Here is a 15,412-nt window from a genome sequence, read left to right as displayed (position 1 = left end):
GCGGCCGGCCACGTGCGGGTCAGCGGGCGTCCCCCTGGAGGCCGCCGGCCACGTGCGGCGGGTGGTGCGACGGCGGCTTCGCCGTAAGGGAGGGGATCAGAACGGCCAGCCCGGGCGGACCCGTACGGAGACCTCGCCCGCGCCGAGGACGACGACGCGCGCGTGAGCGGCGCGGCAGGCGAGCGCCGCGCCGGCCACCGAGGCGGCGTCCGCCCTGGTCAGCGGGCCGTCCGCGGGGCCTGCCATCAGGTCGCCGCGGTCGACGACGACGAGCGTGCGGCCGGTCAGCGCCGGGACGTTGGCCGGCGACAACTCCAGCGCGAGCCGCAGCGCCCGGCTCCAGCGCGAGCCGCAGCGCCCGGCTCCAGCGCGAGCCGGGCACCGACCGCAGGGCGGCGTACACCTCCAGCGGCGTCACCCCGGAGCGCAGCACGGCCGCGGGCGACGCGAGCTCGTGCGCCACCCGGTCGGCGCACGGCCGGGGTGGCGAGCCGGGCGGTCAGCCGGGTGTGCAGGAACTCGGCCGCGACGGCCAGCGCCAGCAGTCGCAGCGCCGGCTGCCTGCGTGCCCAGCCGATGAACGCGCTCATCCAGGCGTCGTCGGCGGCCAGCGCGGCGACCAGCCGCGAGAGCCGGTCGCCGTGCTCCCCGGCGCGCCGGGCGGCCAGGGCTCGGGCGGCCAGCAGAAAGAGGTCGCTCCTGGCGGCGGTCACCGCTGAAGGCTGGAGTGTGGTCATCGACCCTTCTTCACGAAAGAGAGAAAAGGCCTCCCGCGTCAATGGTTCCGTTCGCGCCTGTACACGGAATCGTCGCTTTCGCGGGAGGCCCGAGGAGGCACCGCGGTGATCGCGGTGCGGCGTGGGCCGGACAATCGCGACGTGGACATAGTGGAGGTCGCCGGACGTGGAAGGGAGGAGAAATGACGGCACGACCCCGCCGCAGCGTTGTGCGCCGTCACCATCCCCTCCGGCCCGTCCGATGGCGTGTCCCCTGAGCACGGGGCACACGGGCGTGGGATGACGGGCAAGGATTTTGACACCATGCCTACGCGTAAAAGAGTTGTACGCGAACGCGGAAACGCGCCCGCCTCGAATGAGACCCCTCTAATGCCCGTCTCACGGAACGGCAATGGGCGGTCGAGATCCTTCTTGTGGCCGGGAGGAGAGCCCGGCCGGAGCTGACGAAGGGGACCGACATGAAGATGATCAAGCTGACCGTGGCCGGCGCCGTCCTGGGCACGGTGTTCGGGAGCATGGCGCTGGCCTCTCCCGCCCACGCCGACACCCGCACGTGCTCGGGCACGATCCGCTCCGCCTCCGTCGACGACGTCCGCGTCCCGAAGGGCGCCCGGTGCACCCTCCTCGGCACCAGGGTCGACGGCAACGTCAAGGTGGCGAAGGACGCCACGCTGGTCGCCCGCGGCGTGCGGGTCGACGGCGACATCCAGGCCGACGACGCCCGCTCGGTGTCGGTGAGCAGCGGCTCGCAGGTCGACGGCAACATCCAGGTCGAGGACACCGACGTCGTCACGGTGCTGTCGACCCGGGTCGACGGCGACGTCCAGCTGGAGGACAACCGCCGCTCGGTGCGCGTCGAGGGCAACCGCGTGTCCGGCAACGTCGAGGTGGAGGAGAACCGCGGGAGCGTGCGGGTGCAGCGCAACGCCGTCCGCGGCGACCTGGAGTGCGAGAGCAACCGCCGCGGAGTGTCCGGGGGGAACAACTCCGTGCGCGGCGACAAGGAAGGCCAGTGCCGCCGCCTCTGACGGGTCCGTGAGGGGGCCCCTCCCCTGACGACCGCCCCGGGCGCTCCGCACGGCCCCGGGGCTTCGCGTACGGACTAGGCGGGCAGGCGGTAGACGGAGACGTGGGAGCGCGACTCGGCGGTGAACTCCGCCCCCGACCAGTCGGCGTGCCGGCTCTCCAGCTCGAAGCCGGCCAGCTGCGCCATGAGGTCGAGCTCGGCCGGCCAGATGTAGCGCTGGGGGGTGCGGAAGAGCGTGGCCTGCCGGCTGTCGTCGAAGCGGAAGTGGTGGGAGACGAGGAGCTGACTCACCACGTCGTAGGTGTCGACGCCGAGGTAGCCGGGCCGGCTGGCGAAGAGAAAGCCCTGCTGGCCGGGGGGAAGGATGCGCAGGTCGGGCACGCCCAGCTCGATCACGAACCGGCCGCCCGGCTCCAGGTGGCGGGCGGCGTTGCGGAAGCATTCGACCTGCTCCGCCTGGGTGAGCAGGTTGGAGATCGTGTTGAAGACGAGATAGACGAGCGTGTACGTGCCCGGCGCGGTGGCGGTGGCCATGTCGCCGTTGACGACGGGGATGGCCGCCTCGTCCGCCTTGGTGCGCAGCTGCTCGATCATCGGGCGTGACAGCTCGATGCCGGTGACGGGCACGCCCCGCTCGGCGAGCGGCACGGCCACCCGGCCGGTCCCGATGGCGAACTCCAGCGCACGGCCGCCGCCGGCCAGCTTGGCCAGCCGGTCGACGGTGGGCCCGAGCACCTCGGGGGCGAACATGCCGGTGCCGGGGCTGTCGTAATGCTGGGCGGCGTAGGCGTCCCAGATGTCCTCCTGTCGCATGCCGCCCACGATGGCCGCGGGCGGCGTGCGCTGTCCACCGATTTAACGTCCGCTCGGTTCCGCCTCGTCGTACTCGACGGCGTAGTCCTGCCGCGAGCGGTCCTTGAGCAGGTACGCCGCCACCACGCTGATCAGGGCGCAGACCGCCATGTAGACGGCGATGGCGAAGGAGCTCTGGTACGTCTCGTACAGCCAGACCGCGATCAGCGGGGCCGGGCCGCCGGCCGTCACCGAGGCGAGCTGGTAGCCGAGGGAGGCGCCGCTGTAGCGCAGCCGCCCGGTGAAGCTCTCGGCGATGAACGTCGCCTGCGGGCCGTACTGGATGTCGTGGATGGGCGCGGCCAGCACGATCGCGAGGAAGACCAGCGCCGGCACGCGGGTGTCGAGCAGCGGCCAGTAGATGAACGACCACACCACCATGAGCGCGGCGCCGACGATGTAGAGCTTCCTGCGGTTCACCAGGTCGGAGATGTAACCCCAGAACGGCACGGTGACCAGCGAGACGAGGCCGGCCACGATGACGTACAGATAGACGTCCGACGCCTCGAAGCCGAGGGTCCTGGTGGCGTAGGTGAGGATGAAGACGGTGAAGATGTAGAACGGCGCCTGCTGGCCGGTGCGCAGCAGCGCGCTGAGCACGATCTCGCGCCAGTTCTTCTTGACGACCTCGCGCACGGGCACGCGCTCGATCTTGTTCTCGCGCAGCACCTTCGCGAAGACGGGCGTCTCCAGGATGCCGAGCCTGATGTAGAGCCCGACGCCGGCCATGACGATGCTGAGCAGGAACGGGATGCGCCAGCCCCAGTACGGGTCGAGCGGCTGGAAGATCTGCAGGCCGACGTAGCCGAGCACGAGCCCGACGGGCACGCCGAACTGCGGCCAGCTGCCGAGGAACCCGCGCCGCGCGCCCCGGGTGTCGCCCCACTCGGTGGCGAGCAGCACCGAGCCGCCCCACTCGCCGCCGACGCTGATGCCCTGCAGCAGGCGGAGCAGGGTGAGCAGGATGCCGCCCCAGATGCCGATCTGGTCGTACGTCGGCACGAGGCCGACGAGCGCGGTGGCGACGCCCATGGTCATCAGGGTGATGATCAGGGTCGCCTTGCGGCCGATGCGGTCGCCGTAGTGGCCGAAGATCGCCGCACCGATGGGCCGGGCGGCGAAGCCGCCGAAGTAGGTGCCGAGGGCGAGCAGGAGGCCGGTCGTCGGGTCGCTGGTGGGGAAGAACAGCTCCGCGAAGATGGTGCTGGCCGCGAAACCGTAGAGGAAGAAGTCGTACCACTCGATCGAGGTGCCCACGGCGGAGGCGACCACCGCCCGGGTGAGCTGCCGTTTTCTCTCGGGGCCTGTCGCGTCGGGTTCGTGCTCAGTCATCTACCGCACCTCCGGTAGCTGCCGCGTTACCGGTGACGGTACATCAGAGTCGATCGACGGTCACGGGCCTGAGACGTCGGCGAATCCGGCTGTGCCGGGCATGCCGGATGGCGCTGGTTCGAGGGCACTTCTCCGGGTAGCCATGGGGCAACGCCGAGAGGAGGGCACGAGCCGATGCGTCCTGCCATCGTCACCGCCGTCGCCATCGCGGCCCTTGCCGCCGCCGGGTGCGGGAACGTGGAAACCGAGGCCCAGCACTGGCCGCCGCAGAACGAGGGAGCCAACGCCGAGGCCGGCGGCACGGTGCTCGTACGCAACGCCTTCCTGCTCGGCAGTGCCGACCCGGCCTCGCCCGCCCCTCAGCTGACACTGTTCGCCGTGATCATCAACCGGGGCGACCGGGCGGATCGGGTGGAGCGGATCACCGTCGAGGGAGGCGGGTCCGTGCAGCTCGCCGGGCCGATCACGCTGCCGCCCAACCAGCCGGTCGGCACCGGCGACCAGCCGATCGGCACGGTCACGGGCGTGCGCGGCACGGCGGTGCCGATGACGTTCACGTTCGCCGGGGGCAGGTCGGCGCGGACGGTCGTGCCCGTCATGGCGCGCACCCGCGAGTTCGCCCAGTTGCCCACCGCGCCCGCGGGCCCGCCGTCGCCGACCAGCCCGGCCACCGCGCCGCCGAGCCCCACGGGATCGCCGAGCCCGGCGCAGACCCTGAGCCCGGCACAGTCCCCGAGCCCGGCCGGATCGCCCACCCCGACCCAGTGGCCTCCCCGCTGACGTGATGCGTCCCCGCATGGCACGGTGGCGCGATGCGGGTGCGTTTCGTGGGCAGCGGCGGGCTCTGAGCCTCTCCTCCAGAGGCTGGTCAGCCGAGGGATTCGGTGAGCGTTCCGGCCGCCTGGGTGACGAGTTCGCCGTACTGGGCGCGCTGGTCCTCCGTCATGCGGCTGGCCGGGGTCGAGACGCTGAGGCTGGCGATCGGGGCGCCGTCCGGGCCGAGGATGGCCGAGGCGACGGCGGCGATGTCGGCGCGCCACTCGCCGCGGTTGTCGGCGTACCCGCGCGCCCGGACCGCCTCCAGCTCCGCCCGCAGCGCCCGCGCGTCGGTGATCGTGGTGTCGGTGTACGCGGGCAGCTCGTCGAGCGCCCTGCCGAGGTGGGCCAGCACGGCCTTGCCGTTGGCGGAGGCGTGCAGCGGCAGCCGGATGCCGAGCGGCAGCACGATGCGCAGCGGCTTGTCGGTCTCCAGCCGCTCGATCAGCACGACCGCCTCGCCCTCGGGGACCATCAGGTGGATGGTCTCGCCGGTGCGCTGGCGCAGCTCCTCCATGACGGGCACGGCCGCGTCGCGCAGCCCCAGCTCGGTACGGCGGGCGACCTGCAACGCCTTGCTGGTGACCTGCCAGCGGGTGACCTCGCCCCCGGCGGGCCGGATCCAGCCGGCCTCGTGCAGCGTCCTGAGCGAGCGCTGCACCGTGCTCTTGGGCAGCCCGAGCAGGCGGGCCAGCTCGCCCACGCCGATGGGCTGGCGGGCGGAGACCTCTTCGAGCACGCGAAGGGCCGTGATCACGTTCTGCACATTGACTCCTTCCAGGGGCGATCTTAAGGTTAGTGAACCGTACGACGGCACGGTGTGCCGTGAAATGGCACGGAGGTGGCAGAGACAGTGGGCCGGCATTTCCTGCAGATCCCGGGGCCGACCAACGTTCCCGACCGGGTGCTGCGCGCGATCGCCCAGCCCACGATCGACCACCGGGGGGCCGAGTTCGCCCGGCTCGCCTCCGAGCTGCTGGAGCGGCTGAAGGTGGTCTTCCAGACCGCCGGTCCCGTGGTCGTCTACCCGTCGTCGGGCACGGGCGCATGGGAGGCGGCGCTGGTCAACACGCTGTCGCCGGGCGACAAGGTGGTGGCGTTCGAGACCGGGCACTTCTCCACTCTGTGGTGCGAGATGGCCGCCCGCCTCGGGCTGGTCGTGGACCTGGTGCCGGGCGACTGGCGGCACGGCGCCGACCCCGACGCCCTGGCCGAGCTCCTGACCCCCGACGTCGCCGCCGTCATGGTCGTGCACAACGAGACCTCGACGGGCGTGCGCAGCCGCGTCCCCGAGATCCGCGCCGCCCTCGACCGGGCCGGGCACCCGGCGCTGCTGCTGGTCGACACGATCTCGTCGCTCGGCTCGATGGACTACCGCCACGACGAGTGGGGCGTGGACGTCACCGTCGGCTGCTCGCAGAAGGGCCTCATGCTGCCGCCCGGCATCGGCTTCAACGCGGTCAGCGACAAGGCCCTCGCCCACCGGGGGCGGTTGCCCCGCTCGTACTGGGACTGGGAGCCGATCATCGAGGCCAACCAGCGCGGCTTCTACCCGTACACACCGCCCACCAACCTGCTGTACGGCCTGCGCGAGGCGCTGATCATGCTGGAGGAGGAGGGCCTGGCGGCGGTCTTCGCCCGGCACGACCGGCACGCCGAGGCCACCCGCCGGGCCGTGCGGGCGTGGGGGCTGGAGGTGCTCTGCGCCGACGAACGCGAACACTCCAGCTCGCTCACCGCCGTGCTCATGCCCGACGGCCACGACGCCGACGCGGTCAGACGGCTGATCCTGGAGCGCTACGACATGTCGCTCGGCACCGGCCTGGGCCGGCTGGCCGGGCGCGTGTTCCGGATCGGCCACCTCGGCCACTTCAACGACCTCATGCTCGCGGGCACGCTGAGCGGGGTCGAGATGGGCCTCCACGCGGCCGGCGTGCCGATCAAGGAGGGCGGCACGCGGGCGGCGCTGGCGTACCTGGAGGGCGGACGATGAGCCTGGCCCGCACGCTGGCCCCGCTCATCGCGGGCGACGTCCGCGACGACCCGTACACCCGGCACCTGTACTCCTCCGACGCCAGCATGTACGCCATCGAGCCGCTCGCGGTGGCCTTCCCCCGGCACGCCGACGACGTCCAGGCGCTGGTCCTGGCCTGCGGCGAGCTGGGGGTGCCGCTGCTGCCGCGCGGCGCGGGCACGAGCCTGGCGGGGCAGACGGTGGGCGCGGCCGTGATCGTCGACTTCTCCCGGCACATGAACCGCATCCTGGAGATCGACGGCCACACCGCCCGCGTGCAGCCCGGCGTGGTGCAGGACCAGCTCAACCGGGCGGCCCGCAAGCACGGGCTGATGTTCGGGCCCGACACCTCCACCAGCAACCGCGCCACGATCGGCGGGATGATCGGCAACAACTCCGCCGGCAGCCACTCCGTCCTGTACGGCTCCACGATCGACCACGTCGAGGCGCTGCGCGTGGTGCTCGCCGACGCCACCACGCCCGACCTGGCCACCGACACCCGGCTGAACACCGCGGTCACCGAGGTGCTGCGCGGCGTCGACCTGTCGGGGTTCCCGCGCTTCTGGCGCCACTCGGGCGGCTACCGCCTCGACGCGGCCGCCCGCGACGGCCTGACCAAGCTGATCGTCGGCTCCGAGGGCACCCTCGCCGTGGTCACCGAGGCCACGGTGAAACTGGTGGACCGGCCGCGCGCCAAGGCCATCGCCGTCGGCCACTTCACCTCCACCGCGGCCGCCGTCGCCGCCACCGCCGACGCCCTCTCCTTCGGCGCCGCCTCGGTCGAGCTGCTCGACAAGGCCATCCTCGACCTGTCCAAGCAGCGCGTCGACTACGCCGGGCTCGGCGACATCCTGGAGGGCGAGCCGGAGGCGCTGCTGTTCGTGGAGTTCTTCGGCGACACGCCGCGCGAGGTGGCCGACCGGGTCGACAAGCTGGCCGCCACCTGGAAGGCGAACGGCCACGGCTACCACACCCTGCGGGCGGTCACCGGCGAGCAGCAGGCGGCCGTGCTCAAGGTGCGCAAGGCCGGGCTGGGCCTGCTCATGGCCTCCAGTGTGGGCAGCCGCCGGCCGCTGGCGTTCGTGGAGGACACGGCCGTGCCGCCGGAGCGGCTGCTGCCGTACGTCGAGGAGTTCAAGGAGATCCTCGACCGGCACGGGCTGCGGGCCGGCTTCTACGGCCACTGCTCGGTGGGCTGCCTGCACATCCGCCCGTTCGTCGACCTGCGCGCGCCCGGCGAGATCGGCACGATGCGCGCGGTCGCCGAGGAGATCGCCGAGCTGGCCGCCCGGCACGGCGGCGTGAACTCCAGCGAGCACGGCGACGGCCTGGCCCGCTCGGAGTTCAACCGGCGGTTGTTCGGCGACCAGATCTACGAGGCGATGCGGCAGGTCAAGCACATCTTCGACCCGCACAACCGGCTCAACCCCGGCAAGATCGTCGATGCGCCGCCGATGACCGAGCACCTGCGCGACCCTTCGCTGCCCGAGCCGCGCCCGCTGGCCACGACGCTGAGCTTCGCCGGCGGCATGCACGCCGCCGCCGACCGGTGCATGAACGTCGGCGTGTGCCGCAAGGACGACACGGGCGTCATGTGCCCGTCGTACATGGCCACCCGCGAGGAGGAGCACTCCACCCGGGGCCGGGCCAACGCCCTGGTCAAGGCGTTGTCCTCGCCCGACCCGCGGGGGGCGATGGGCGACGAGCGGCTGCGCGGCATCCTCGACCTCTGCCTGGAGTGCAAGGCGTGCCAGTCGGAGTGCCCGCTCGGGGTCGACATGGCGGCGATGAAGAGCGAGTTCCTCCACCAGTACCAGGAGATCCACGGCGTGCCGCTGCGGGCCCGGGTTTTCGGCGCGATCAGGACGCTCAACCGGCTGGGCTCGGCGACCGCGCCCGTGTCGAACTGGCTGGCCGGGGCCGTGCGCGGCCCGCTCGGGCTGAGCCGCCGCCGCCCGCTCCCCCGTTTCCACCGCGACAACCTGCTGCGCTGGTACGCCCGCCGCGAGAGCACGATCGCCTCGCACGAAGCCCGCGAGGTGATCCTGCTCGCCGACTCCTTCACCACGTTCAGCGAGCCCGCGATCGGGCGGGCCGCCGTCGAGCTGCTGGAGCGCGCCGGCTACCGCGTGCGCCTGGAGTCCGGGGGCTGCTGCGGCCGTTCCAGCATCTCCAAGGGGCTGCTCGACCAGGCGCGGACGATGGCGGAGGCGATGGTCACCCGCCTGGCCGCCTCCGAGGCGCCGATCGTCGGCCTGGAGCCGTCGTGCCTGCTGACGCTGAAGGACGAGTACGCCGCCCTGCTGCCCGGCGACCCGCGCGTCCAGCGGGTGGCGGCGCGCGCCCGGCTCGTGCCCGAGCTGCTGACGGAGGCGATCGACGACGGCTCGCTGGTGCTGGGCGACGCGCTGAGCGGGCGGACGATCCTGCTGCACGGCCACTGCCACGAGAAGGCCGTCACCGGCACCGCCGCCACGCGCGCCCTGCTGTCCAGGATCCCCGGAGCGGAGGTGACCGAGATCGACGCCGGCTGCTGCGGCATGGCCGGATCGTTCGGCTTCGAGGCCGAGCACTACGACCTGTCCATGAAGATCGGCGCTCTCCGGCTCTTCCCGGCGATCGCCGAATCCTCACCCGACACCCTGCTCGCGGCCACGGGGGTCTCGTGCCGCCAGCAGATCGCCCACGGGGCGGGCCGCGCCGCCCGTCACCCGGTCGAGCTCGTCCATCGGGCGGCCGGCATGTCATAACGCTCGGGGGAGATCGGAGTACGCAGTTGTCCGCAGAGCTCCTGTCCATCCTCGCCCTCATCGTCATGTTCGTCGTGGCCACCGTCTTCCCCGTCAACCTGGGGGCACTGGCCCTCGTCGGCGCCTTCCTCGTCGGCACGCTCGCCGCCGGGATGAGCACCGACGACATCCTCGGGGCGTTCCCCGGCAGCCTGTTCGTGATCCTCGTCGGGGTGACGCTCTTATTCGCGATCGCCACCAACAACGGCACGGTCGACTGGCTCGTCAGGGCCGCCGTCCACCTCGTACGGGGACGGCTGGCCGCCATCCCGCTCGTCGTGTTCGTCATCTCCGCGCTGCTGACCGCCGTGGGCGCGCCGGCGCCGGCGGTGGCGGCGATCCTGGCGCCGATCGCGTTCGGGTTCGCGGCCGACTACCGCATCCATCCGATGCTGATCGGGCTCATGGTGGCGCACGGGACACAGGCCGGGGCGTTCTCGCCGATCAGCGTGCTGGGCGGCATCGTGAACGGCGTCACCCGCGACTCGGGCCTGCCCTACGACAACCTGGTGCTGTTCCTGTCGAGCTTCGCCTACAACGCGGCGGCGGCGGCGATCGTCTTCTTCGTCTTCGGCGGCCACCACCTCTTCGGCCGCACCCACGCCCCCGCCGCCGATCCCGCCGGTTCCCCTGCCTCCACCGGTTCCCCGGCGGCTCCCGGCCCGGCGCCCGCATCGTCGCCCGGCGCGGGCACCGACGCCGGCGCTGCCGACCCCGCTCTCAGCCCGGCCGCTACCGGCTCCCCCGGCTCGGGAAGCGGGGGCGGCGGGGTGACCGCCGCGGTCGCCCCCGGCCGGCGGCCCGGGGACGCGCCCGCCACGTCCGCTCCCGATGCCGGCGGGCTGCGGCTCACGGCGCATCAGGCGCTGACGTTGACCGGGATCCTCGCACTCTGCGTGGCCGTGCTGGCGTTCCAGCTCGACGTGGGCCTGACCGCCGTCACCGTCGCCGTGGTCCTCTCCCTCACCTCCCCGAAGGCGAACAAGGGCGCCGTCGAGCGCGTCGCCTGGCCCACCGTGCTGCTGATCTGCGGCGTCGTCACGTACGTGGGCGTCCTGCAGGAGATCGGCACCATCGACTACGTCGGCTCGGCGGTGGCCGCGATCGGCATCCCGCTGCTGGTGGCTCTGCTGATCTGCTACGTGGGCGGCGTCGTGTCGGCGTTCGCCTCGACGGTCGGCATCCTCGGCGCGCTGGTGCCGCTCGCCGTGCCGCTGCTGTCGCAGGGCACCCTGGGCCCGATCGCGATGATCGCGGCGCTGTCGGTGTCGTCGGCGATCGTGGACGTCAGCCCGTTCTCGACGACGGGCGCATTGCTCGTGGCCAACGTCAGGGGCATGGAACGCGACGAGTTCTACCGCAAGCTCCTGGCGTACGGCGCCGCCGTCGTCGCCGTGGGCCCGCTGGCCGCCTGGGCCGTCCTGGTGGCGCCGGGCTGGCTGGGCTGACGGCGCCGGCCCGGACTCCCAGGCGGACTCGGCCCCTCACCGGGTCGCCGAGTACGGGGGGGCGGGCCTCCGGGCGGAGCGGGCGGCCTGAGTGCCGTACCGCATCGTCCGGGCGGCCCGCCCCGGCGCGCGTCAGACGACCACGCCGGCCGGGCCGGTCAGCATCGTGGTGCCCGCGCCGGCGAAGTTCGCCAGGTCGGCGACCGCCGCCCGGCCCTCCTCGCCGGCCATCGCCGCGATGAACGCGTTCTCGTCGTCGAAGGTCAGCACCGCGGCGAGATGGTACGCGGGCCGCTCGCCCCCGGCGGCGACGGGCCGCATGGCCGTGTACGAGCGCAGCCCCGGAAGCCGTGCCGCGAGCGGGGCGTGGATCTCGTCGTAGTGCTTGTCGAAGGCTTCGGCGTTCTCGGGGTGGTGGTAGAGCACGATGAGCTGGTAAGCCGCCACAGTCCGCCTCCAAGGTCGGGGTGTGCTTCGATGAAACCCCGGCGAGGCCCGCCGCGATAGAGCCCTCGCCTGACCGTCCTCCACGTCACCGGTTCGTAAGGGATCTTACGAACGGCGAACGGGAGACGCCGTCACGGTCGCGAACGGGCGCCGGGATGTGAGGATCCCGCTCGTGAGCCGAACCATGCTCCCTCTCGGCGGGGTGCTCGTCGCCCTGGCCGCCGTCCTGCTCAAGCTGGTGGCCGGGCCTCCCGGCCTGGGCTGGTACGTACTGGCCTGGGCGTTGTTCGCGTCCGCCCTGTGGCTGGCCGGGCGGGTGCCCGAGCGGCGGCTCGGCGTCCTGGTCGTCGCCGGGGGGATCGCGCTGGCCGCGACCGGGCTGACGGCCCCGCCGAGCAGCAGCACCGACTCCTTCCGGTACGCCTGGGACGGCCGCGTGCAGGCCGCGGGCATCTCCCCCTACGACCACCCGCCGGCCGACCCCGCGCTCATCGGGCTGCGTGACGCCTGGCTCTTCCCGGCCGGCTGCGCCGGACGCGATCTGTGGCCCCTGCCCGGCGGCGGCTGCACCCGGATCAACCGCCCCACCGAGCCGACGATCTACCCGCCGGTCGCCCAGGGGTATTTCCTGCTGGTCCACTGGCTGTCGCCGGAGGGCTCACGGCACAAGGTCCTCCAGCTCGGCGGCTGGGTGATGGCCGCGCTGGCGCTGGTGGCGCTGTGCCGCCTCGCGGGCGCCCGCCGGGCGGCGTGCTGGGCGTGGTGCCCCGCGGTGCCCGTCGAGGCGGTGAACAACGCGCACGTCGACATGCTCGGCGTGCTGCTGGTGGTCGTCGCCTTCAGCGCCTCCGGGGCCGTCCGCGCGCGCGGCGCGCTGCTCGGCGCGGCGGTGGCGGCCAAGTTGCTGCCCGCGACGGCGCTGCCCGGCGCCCTGTCCGGCGTGCTGGCGAACGGCGTCGCGTGGCGGCGGGTCGTGGGTACCCTGGGGCCCGCCGCCCTCGTCGTGGCGCTGTCGTACGTGCCGTACTTACTCGCGTCCGGCGCCTCGGTGGTGGGATACCTGCCGGGGTACCTCGCGGAGGAGCGCTACGACGACCCCGGCGACGGCAACCGCTACGGGGTCCTGCGGCTGGTCATGCCTGACTCGTGGGCCCCATACGCCGCGTTGGCGCTGCTCGGCCTGGTCGTCCTCCTCGTCCTGCGGTACGGCGACGCCGACCGGCCCTGGCAGGGCGCCCTGCTGGTCAGCGGCTCGTTCCTGCTGCTGCTCACCCCCGGCTACTCCTGGTACGCGCTGCTGGTCGTCGCGCTGACCGCCATGGACGGACGGTGGGAATGGCTGGGGGCGCCGCTGGCGGGCGCGGTCGCCTACACCGCCGGCCCGGCCGCCGCCGGCAACCCGGGAATCTACGTCTACGCCGCGGCCACGCTCGCCGTACTGATCGGCTGGGCCGTCCGGCGCGGAGCCGCACGGCGGCCGCTACCAGCGGAGACGCGGTCATGAACCCGTCCGTCAGCCCTCCCGTCGTCGTTCCCGCCGCCATCGCGCCGCTCGCGGTGGCGGAACACCCGCTGTCAGCATCTTGTAAGGACTGAGTCCGCTGAGTCGTCGTACGTTCGATCACATGGCGCAGTTATTGATCATCGCCAAGGAGCCGGTGCCCGGGAGGGTCAAGACCCGGCTGACCCCGCCGTTCAGCCCGGCCGACGCCGCCGCCCTCGCCGAGGCCGCGCTCCGCGACAGCGTGCGGGCCGTGGCCGCGACGCCGGCCAGCCAGCGGGTGCTCGCCTTGGACGGGCTGCCGGGCGGCTGGCTGCCCGAGGGGTTCGTGGTGATCCCGCAGCGCGGCGCCGGCCTGGACGAGCGCCTGGCGGCGGCCTTCGCCGACGCCCACCGGCTGCGGCCCGCCCCCGTCGTGCTGATCGGCATGGACACCCCGCAGGTCACCCCCGAGCTTCTGGGCGAGGCCGGAAAGGCGCTGGAGCGCCACGACGCGGTGTACGGCCCGGCGGCCGACGGCGGGTTCTGGCTGCTCGGCCTGCGGCGACCGGATCCGGCGCTGCTCCTGGGGGTGCCCATGTCGCATCCGGAGACCGGCAAGCTCCAGCTCGACCGGCTCGAACGCGCCGGGCTGGACGTCCACCACCTGCCCGAGCTGACCGATGTCGACACCGTGGCGGACGCGGTCGCGGTGGCCGCCGTCGCGCCCGCGTCCTGTTTCGCCGCCGCGCTGCGGGAGCTGAGCCGATGATCGGGGAGCTCTACGCCGACGCCCTCGCGGGAGAGAACGCCGAGATCGAGTACGTGGACGGCACCCGCGTCACGCTGGAGGCCGCACGCTGGTTCGAGCCGATCGACGGCGACGAGGAGTTCCTGAGCCGTTGCTCCAGCCCCACGCTCGACATCGGCTCCGGCCCGGGACGCCTCACGGCGGCGCTGACCCGGCGCGGAATCCGCGCGCTCGGCATCGACATCACCCCGCGCGCCGTCGCCCTGACCCGCCGCGCCGGAGGGTTCGCCCTGCTCCGGGACGTCTTCGACGACGTCCCCTGGAGCGGCCGCTGGGCCACGGCGCTGCTCGCCGACGGCAACATCGGCATCGGCGGCAACCCCGAGGTGCTGCTGCGCCGGGTCAGGCAACTGCTGCGGCCGGGAGGCACGGTCCTGGCCGAGGTCGCCTCGCCGGGGACGCGCAGCCGGGTCGACCGGCTCCGGCTGCGGCGGGGGCCGCTCGCCGGTGAATGGTTCGGCTGGGCGACCGTTTCGGCCGCCGACATCGAACGGATCGCCCTGGCCGGCGGCTTCGCGGGAGCCGACTGCTGGACCTCCCACGGTCGCTGGCTGGCCCGCGTGTACTGACCGGTCTCACGGATCCGATCACGGCCGTTCAGGGGTCCGGCCGGCCGCGACCTGGGCCGTGAAGCGTCTCAGCGCGCGCGGGTTGCGGATCACGTGCAGGGTGGCGTCACCGGCGTGAGTCGCGATCACCGCGAGGAGAAGCGGCCGGCTCCGGCGTCGGTAGGCCCACACCCACCACCAGAAGTCGGCGCGTTCGCTGGAGCGCCGGACCGCTCGCCAGGCGCAGCGCCAGAACGAGAGGTCCAGCAGGATGACGGTGTCCGCCGCTTGGAGCCGTACGCCAGGGACGTCGTAGGGGCCGAGGTCGCCGTCCATGATCCACGCTTCGGCCCGGACGAGTTCGTCCTGGACGGCGGCCCACTGATCAGGCGGCGTCGGTTCCAGACCTGCTCGCCAGAAGTGCTCGTCCAGCTCGATGACGGAAAGTCCGGTGATCGCGCCCAGACGGGCGGCGAGGGTCGACTTTCCCGAACCGCCACGCCCCAGGATCACGACGCGTTTCATGGCCGTCATCGTTCCACGCCCGGCACGACGACGTTCAGGGCCGGCGGTGTGGTGGTGTCGCCCGCCAGGTCAGTGCGACGAGCGCGGCGCAGCCGCACAGGGCCGCGTCCCAGGCCAGTGCCATGCCGGGGGTGGTGAGGTCGGCCAGCGCGCCCGCCAGCCACGGACCCGCCGTCTGGCCGGCGGCGAACACGACCGTCAGCGCGCCCAGCACACCCGTCCACGCGTCCTCCGGAACGGTGGCGCGGACCAGCGCCGTCACGGCCGACGGGATCACCATGAGGGTGAGCCCGAACGCGATCGCGGACATCAGGGGCGCCGCACCCGCCAGCGGCGCCATGCCGGCGACCGCCTGCACCGCCAGGAGGACGGCCAGCGCCCGCCCGTCCCGCCAGGCGGCGATGGGCCTGCTCCAGAGGGCCGGCGCGACCAACGCGCTCACGCCCACGACCGTCCAGGTCATCGCCACCTGCCACGGGCCCGCCCGCTGACCGGCGAGAAACTCCGACAGGAACGTGAGGTAGGCCAGGTACCCGGCGCCGAACAGCGCGTACACCACCGCGATCCGCCACAACCGCCCCAGGTG

Annotated in this window: 16 protein-coding genes; 8 read left to right on the top strand and 8 right to left on the bottom strand. The window is 73.0% G+C overall.

Going from position 1 to position 15,412, the window contains the following annotated elements; translation table 11 throughout:
- Positions 1 to 96: 96 nt before the first annotated feature.
- Together C1J01_RS15040 and C1J01_RS49110 are read right to left on the bottom strand one after the other, a co-directional pair.
- Positions 97 to 312 carry a hypothetical protein gene (locus tag C1J01_RS15040; protein ID WP_111179582.1) on the bottom strand — a complete coding sequence of 72 codons (216 nt, stop codon included), beginning with the start codon at positions 310 to 312 and terminating at the stop codon, positions 97 to 99.
- Positions 285 to 737: a hypothetical protein gene (locus C1J01_RS49110; RefSeq protein WP_146615596.1), complete on the bottom strand. Its 453-nt coding sequence runs from the start codon at positions 735 to 737 to the stop codon at positions 285 to 287. Before C1J01_RS49110 ends, C1J01_RS15040 begins: the two co-directional genes overlap by 28 nt.
- A gap of 458 nt (positions 738 to 1,195) precedes the next feature.
- On the opposite strand from C1J01_RS49110, the gene C1J01_RS15035 reads away from it, so the two are divergent.
- Complete coding sequence (locus tag C1J01_RS15035) at positions 1,196 to 1,765, top strand: right-handed parallel beta-helix repeat-containing protein (protein ID WP_220039920.1); 570 nt, start codon at positions 1,196 to 1,198, stop codon at positions 1,763 to 1,765.
- 74 nt (positions 1,766 to 1,839) lie between these two features.
- On the opposite strand, the gene C1J01_RS15030 is transcribed toward C1J01_RS15035, so the two are convergent.
- A complete protein-coding gene (locus tag C1J01_RS15030) occupies positions 1,840 to 2,577 on the bottom strand; it encodes a class I SAM-dependent methyltransferase (RefSeq protein ID WP_111179581.1) in 738 nt (245 codons plus the stop codon).
- Between the two features lie 42 nt (positions 2,578 to 2,619).
- Positions 2,620 to 3,948 carry an MFS transporter gene (locus tag C1J01_RS15025; RefSeq protein WP_111179580.1) on the bottom strand — a complete coding sequence of 443 codons (1,329 nt, stop codon included), beginning with the start codon at positions 3,946 to 3,948 and terminating at the stop codon, positions 2,620 to 2,622.
- Between the two features lie 174 nt (positions 3,949 to 4,122).
- Between C1J01_RS15025 and C1J01_RS15020 the strand changes: the two genes are divergently transcribed.
- Positions 4,123 to 4,728 (top strand): copper chaperone PCu(A)C, encoded by a 606-nt coding sequence (locus tag C1J01_RS15020; protein ID WP_111179579.1) that lies wholly within the window; start codon positions 4,123 to 4,125, stop codon positions 4,726 to 4,728.
- An 88-nt stretch (positions 4,729 to 4,816) separates the two neighbouring features.
- On the opposite strand, the gene C1J01_RS15015 is transcribed toward C1J01_RS15020, so the two are convergent.
- Complete coding sequence (locus C1J01_RS15015; RefSeq protein ID WP_111179578.1) at positions 4,817 to 5,530, bottom strand: IclR family transcriptional regulator; 714 nt, start codon at positions 5,528 to 5,530, stop codon at positions 4,817 to 4,819.
- Between the two features lie 75 nt (positions 5,531 to 5,605).
- Here C1J01_RS15015 and C1J01_RS15010 point away from each other — a divergent pair, with 75 nt between their 5' ends.
- The 3 genes from C1J01_RS15010 to C1J01_RS15000 are packed head-to-tail and all read left to right on the top strand — an operon-like array spanning position 5,606 to position 11,015.
- Positions 5,606 to 6,757 carry a pyridoxal-phosphate-dependent aminotransferase family protein gene (locus C1J01_RS15010; RefSeq protein WP_111179577.1) on the top strand — a complete coding sequence of 384 codons (1,152 nt, stop codon included), beginning with the start codon at positions 5,606 to 5,608 and terminating at the stop codon, positions 6,755 to 6,757.
- Positions 6,754 to 9,528 carry an FAD-binding and (Fe-S)-binding domain-containing protein gene (locus C1J01_RS15005; protein ID WP_111179576.1) on the top strand — a complete coding sequence of 925 codons (2,775 nt, stop codon included), beginning with the start codon at positions 6,754 to 6,756 and terminating at the stop codon, positions 9,526 to 9,528. Before C1J01_RS15010 ends, C1J01_RS15005 begins: the two co-directional genes overlap by 4 nt.
- A 26-nt stretch (positions 9,529 to 9,554) precedes the next feature.
- The gene (locus C1J01_RS15000) at positions 9,555 to 11,015 is read left to right on the top strand and encodes an SLC13 family permease (RefSeq protein WP_111179575.1); all 1,461 of its coding nucleotides are present in this window, start codon (positions 9,555 to 9,557) and stop codon (positions 11,013 to 11,015) included.
- A gap of 132 nt (positions 11,016 to 11,147) precedes the next feature.
- On the opposite strand, the gene C1J01_RS14995 is transcribed toward C1J01_RS15000, so the two are convergent.
- A complete protein-coding gene (locus C1J01_RS14995) occupies positions 11,148 to 11,462 on the bottom strand; it encodes an EthD family reductase (protein ID WP_111179574.1) in 315 nt (104 codons plus the stop codon).
- Positions 11,463 to 11,634: 172 nt separating this feature from the next.
- On the opposite strand from C1J01_RS14995, the gene C1J01_RS14990 reads away from it, so the two are divergent.
- The 3 genes from C1J01_RS14990 to C1J01_RS14980 all read left to right on the top strand — a co-directional run bounded on the left by C1J01_RS14990 (position 11,635) and on the right by C1J01_RS14980 (position 14,322).
- The gene (locus C1J01_RS14990; protein ID WP_220039919.1) at positions 11,635 to 12,966 is read left to right on the top strand and encodes a glycosyltransferase 87 family protein; all 1,332 of its coding nucleotides are present in this window, start codon (positions 11,635 to 11,637) and stop codon (positions 12,964 to 12,966) included.
- Between the two features lie 121 nt (positions 12,967 to 13,087).
- Positions 13,088 to 13,714, top strand: a complete 627-nt coding sequence (locus C1J01_RS14985) for a TIGR04282 family arsenosugar biosynthesis glycosyltransferase (protein ID WP_111179572.1) — start codon at positions 13,088 to 13,090, stop codon at positions 13,712 to 13,714.
- Positions 13,711 to 14,322, top strand: a complete 612-nt coding sequence (locus C1J01_RS14980; protein ID WP_111179571.1) for a methyltransferase domain-containing protein — start codon at positions 13,711 to 13,713, stop codon at positions 14,320 to 14,322. Before C1J01_RS14985 ends, C1J01_RS14980 begins: the two co-directional genes overlap by 4 nt.
- An 18-nt stretch (positions 14,323 to 14,340) precedes the next feature.
- Here the strand turns inward: C1J01_RS14980 and C1J01_RS14975 are convergent, their stop codons facing one another.
- Both C1J01_RS14975 and C1J01_RS14970 read right to left on the bottom strand, forming a co-directional pair.
- A complete protein-coding gene (locus C1J01_RS14975; RefSeq protein WP_181448757.1) occupies positions 14,341 to 14,826 on the bottom strand; it encodes a P-loop NTPase family protein in 486 nt (161 codons plus the stop codon).
- A gap of 34 nt (positions 14,827 to 14,860) precedes the next feature.
- Positions 14,861 to 15,412 (bottom strand): YbfB/YjiJ family MFS transporter (locus tag C1J01_RS14970; RefSeq protein WP_146615595.1); only part of this gene is annotated, 552 nt, incomplete at its 5' end.

The sequence above is a fragment of the Nonomuraea aridisoli genome, from assembly GCF_003236395.1.
Taxonomy (GTDB): domain Bacteria; phylum Actinomycetota; class Actinomycetes; order Streptosporangiales; family Streptosporangiaceae; genus Nonomuraea; species Nonomuraea aridisoli.
Note: the sequence above shows the minus strand (reverse complement) of the source record. Positions and strands in the feature narration are given on the sequence as shown.

What these genes read in the sequence shown, in the direction of transcription:
- C1J01_RS15035 (WP_220039920.1), top strand. Translation starts at nt 1,196, where the DNA reads ATGAAGATGATCAAGCTGACCGTGGCCGGCGCCGTCCTGGGCACGGTG.
- C1J01_RS14980 (WP_111179571.1), top strand. Translation starts at nt 13,711, where the DNA reads ATGATCGGGGAGCTCTACGCCGACGCCCTCGCGGGAGAGAACGCCGAG.
- C1J01_RS14975 (WP_181448757.1), bottom strand. Translation starts at nt 14,826, where the DNA reads ATGAAACGCGTCGTGATCCTGGGGCGTGGCGGTTCGGGAAAGTCGACC.
- C1J01_RS15005 (WP_111179576.1), top strand. Translation starts at nt 6,754, where the DNA reads ATGAGCCTGGCCCGCACGCTGGCCCCGCTCATCGCGGGCGACGTCCGC.
- C1J01_RS49110 (WP_146615596.1), bottom strand. Translation starts at nt 737, where the DNA reads ATGACCACACTCCAGCCTTCAGCGGTGACCGCCGCCAGGAGCGACCTC.
- C1J01_RS15025 (WP_111179580.1), bottom strand. Translation starts at nt 3,948, where the DNA reads ATGACTGAGCACGAACCCGACGCGACAGGCCCCGAGAGAAAACGGCAG.
- C1J01_RS14985 (WP_111179572.1), top strand. Translation starts at nt 13,088, where the DNA reads ATGGCGCAGTTATTGATCATCGCCAAGGAGCCGGTGCCCGGGAGGGTC.
- C1J01_RS15020 (WP_111179579.1), top strand. Translation starts at nt 4,123, where the DNA reads ATGCGTCCTGCCATCGTCACCGCCGTCGCCATCGCGGCCCTTGCCGCC.
- C1J01_RS15030 (WP_111179581.1), bottom strand. Translation starts at nt 2,577, where the DNA reads ATGCGACAGGAGGACATCTGGGACGCCTACGCCGCCCAGCATTACGAC.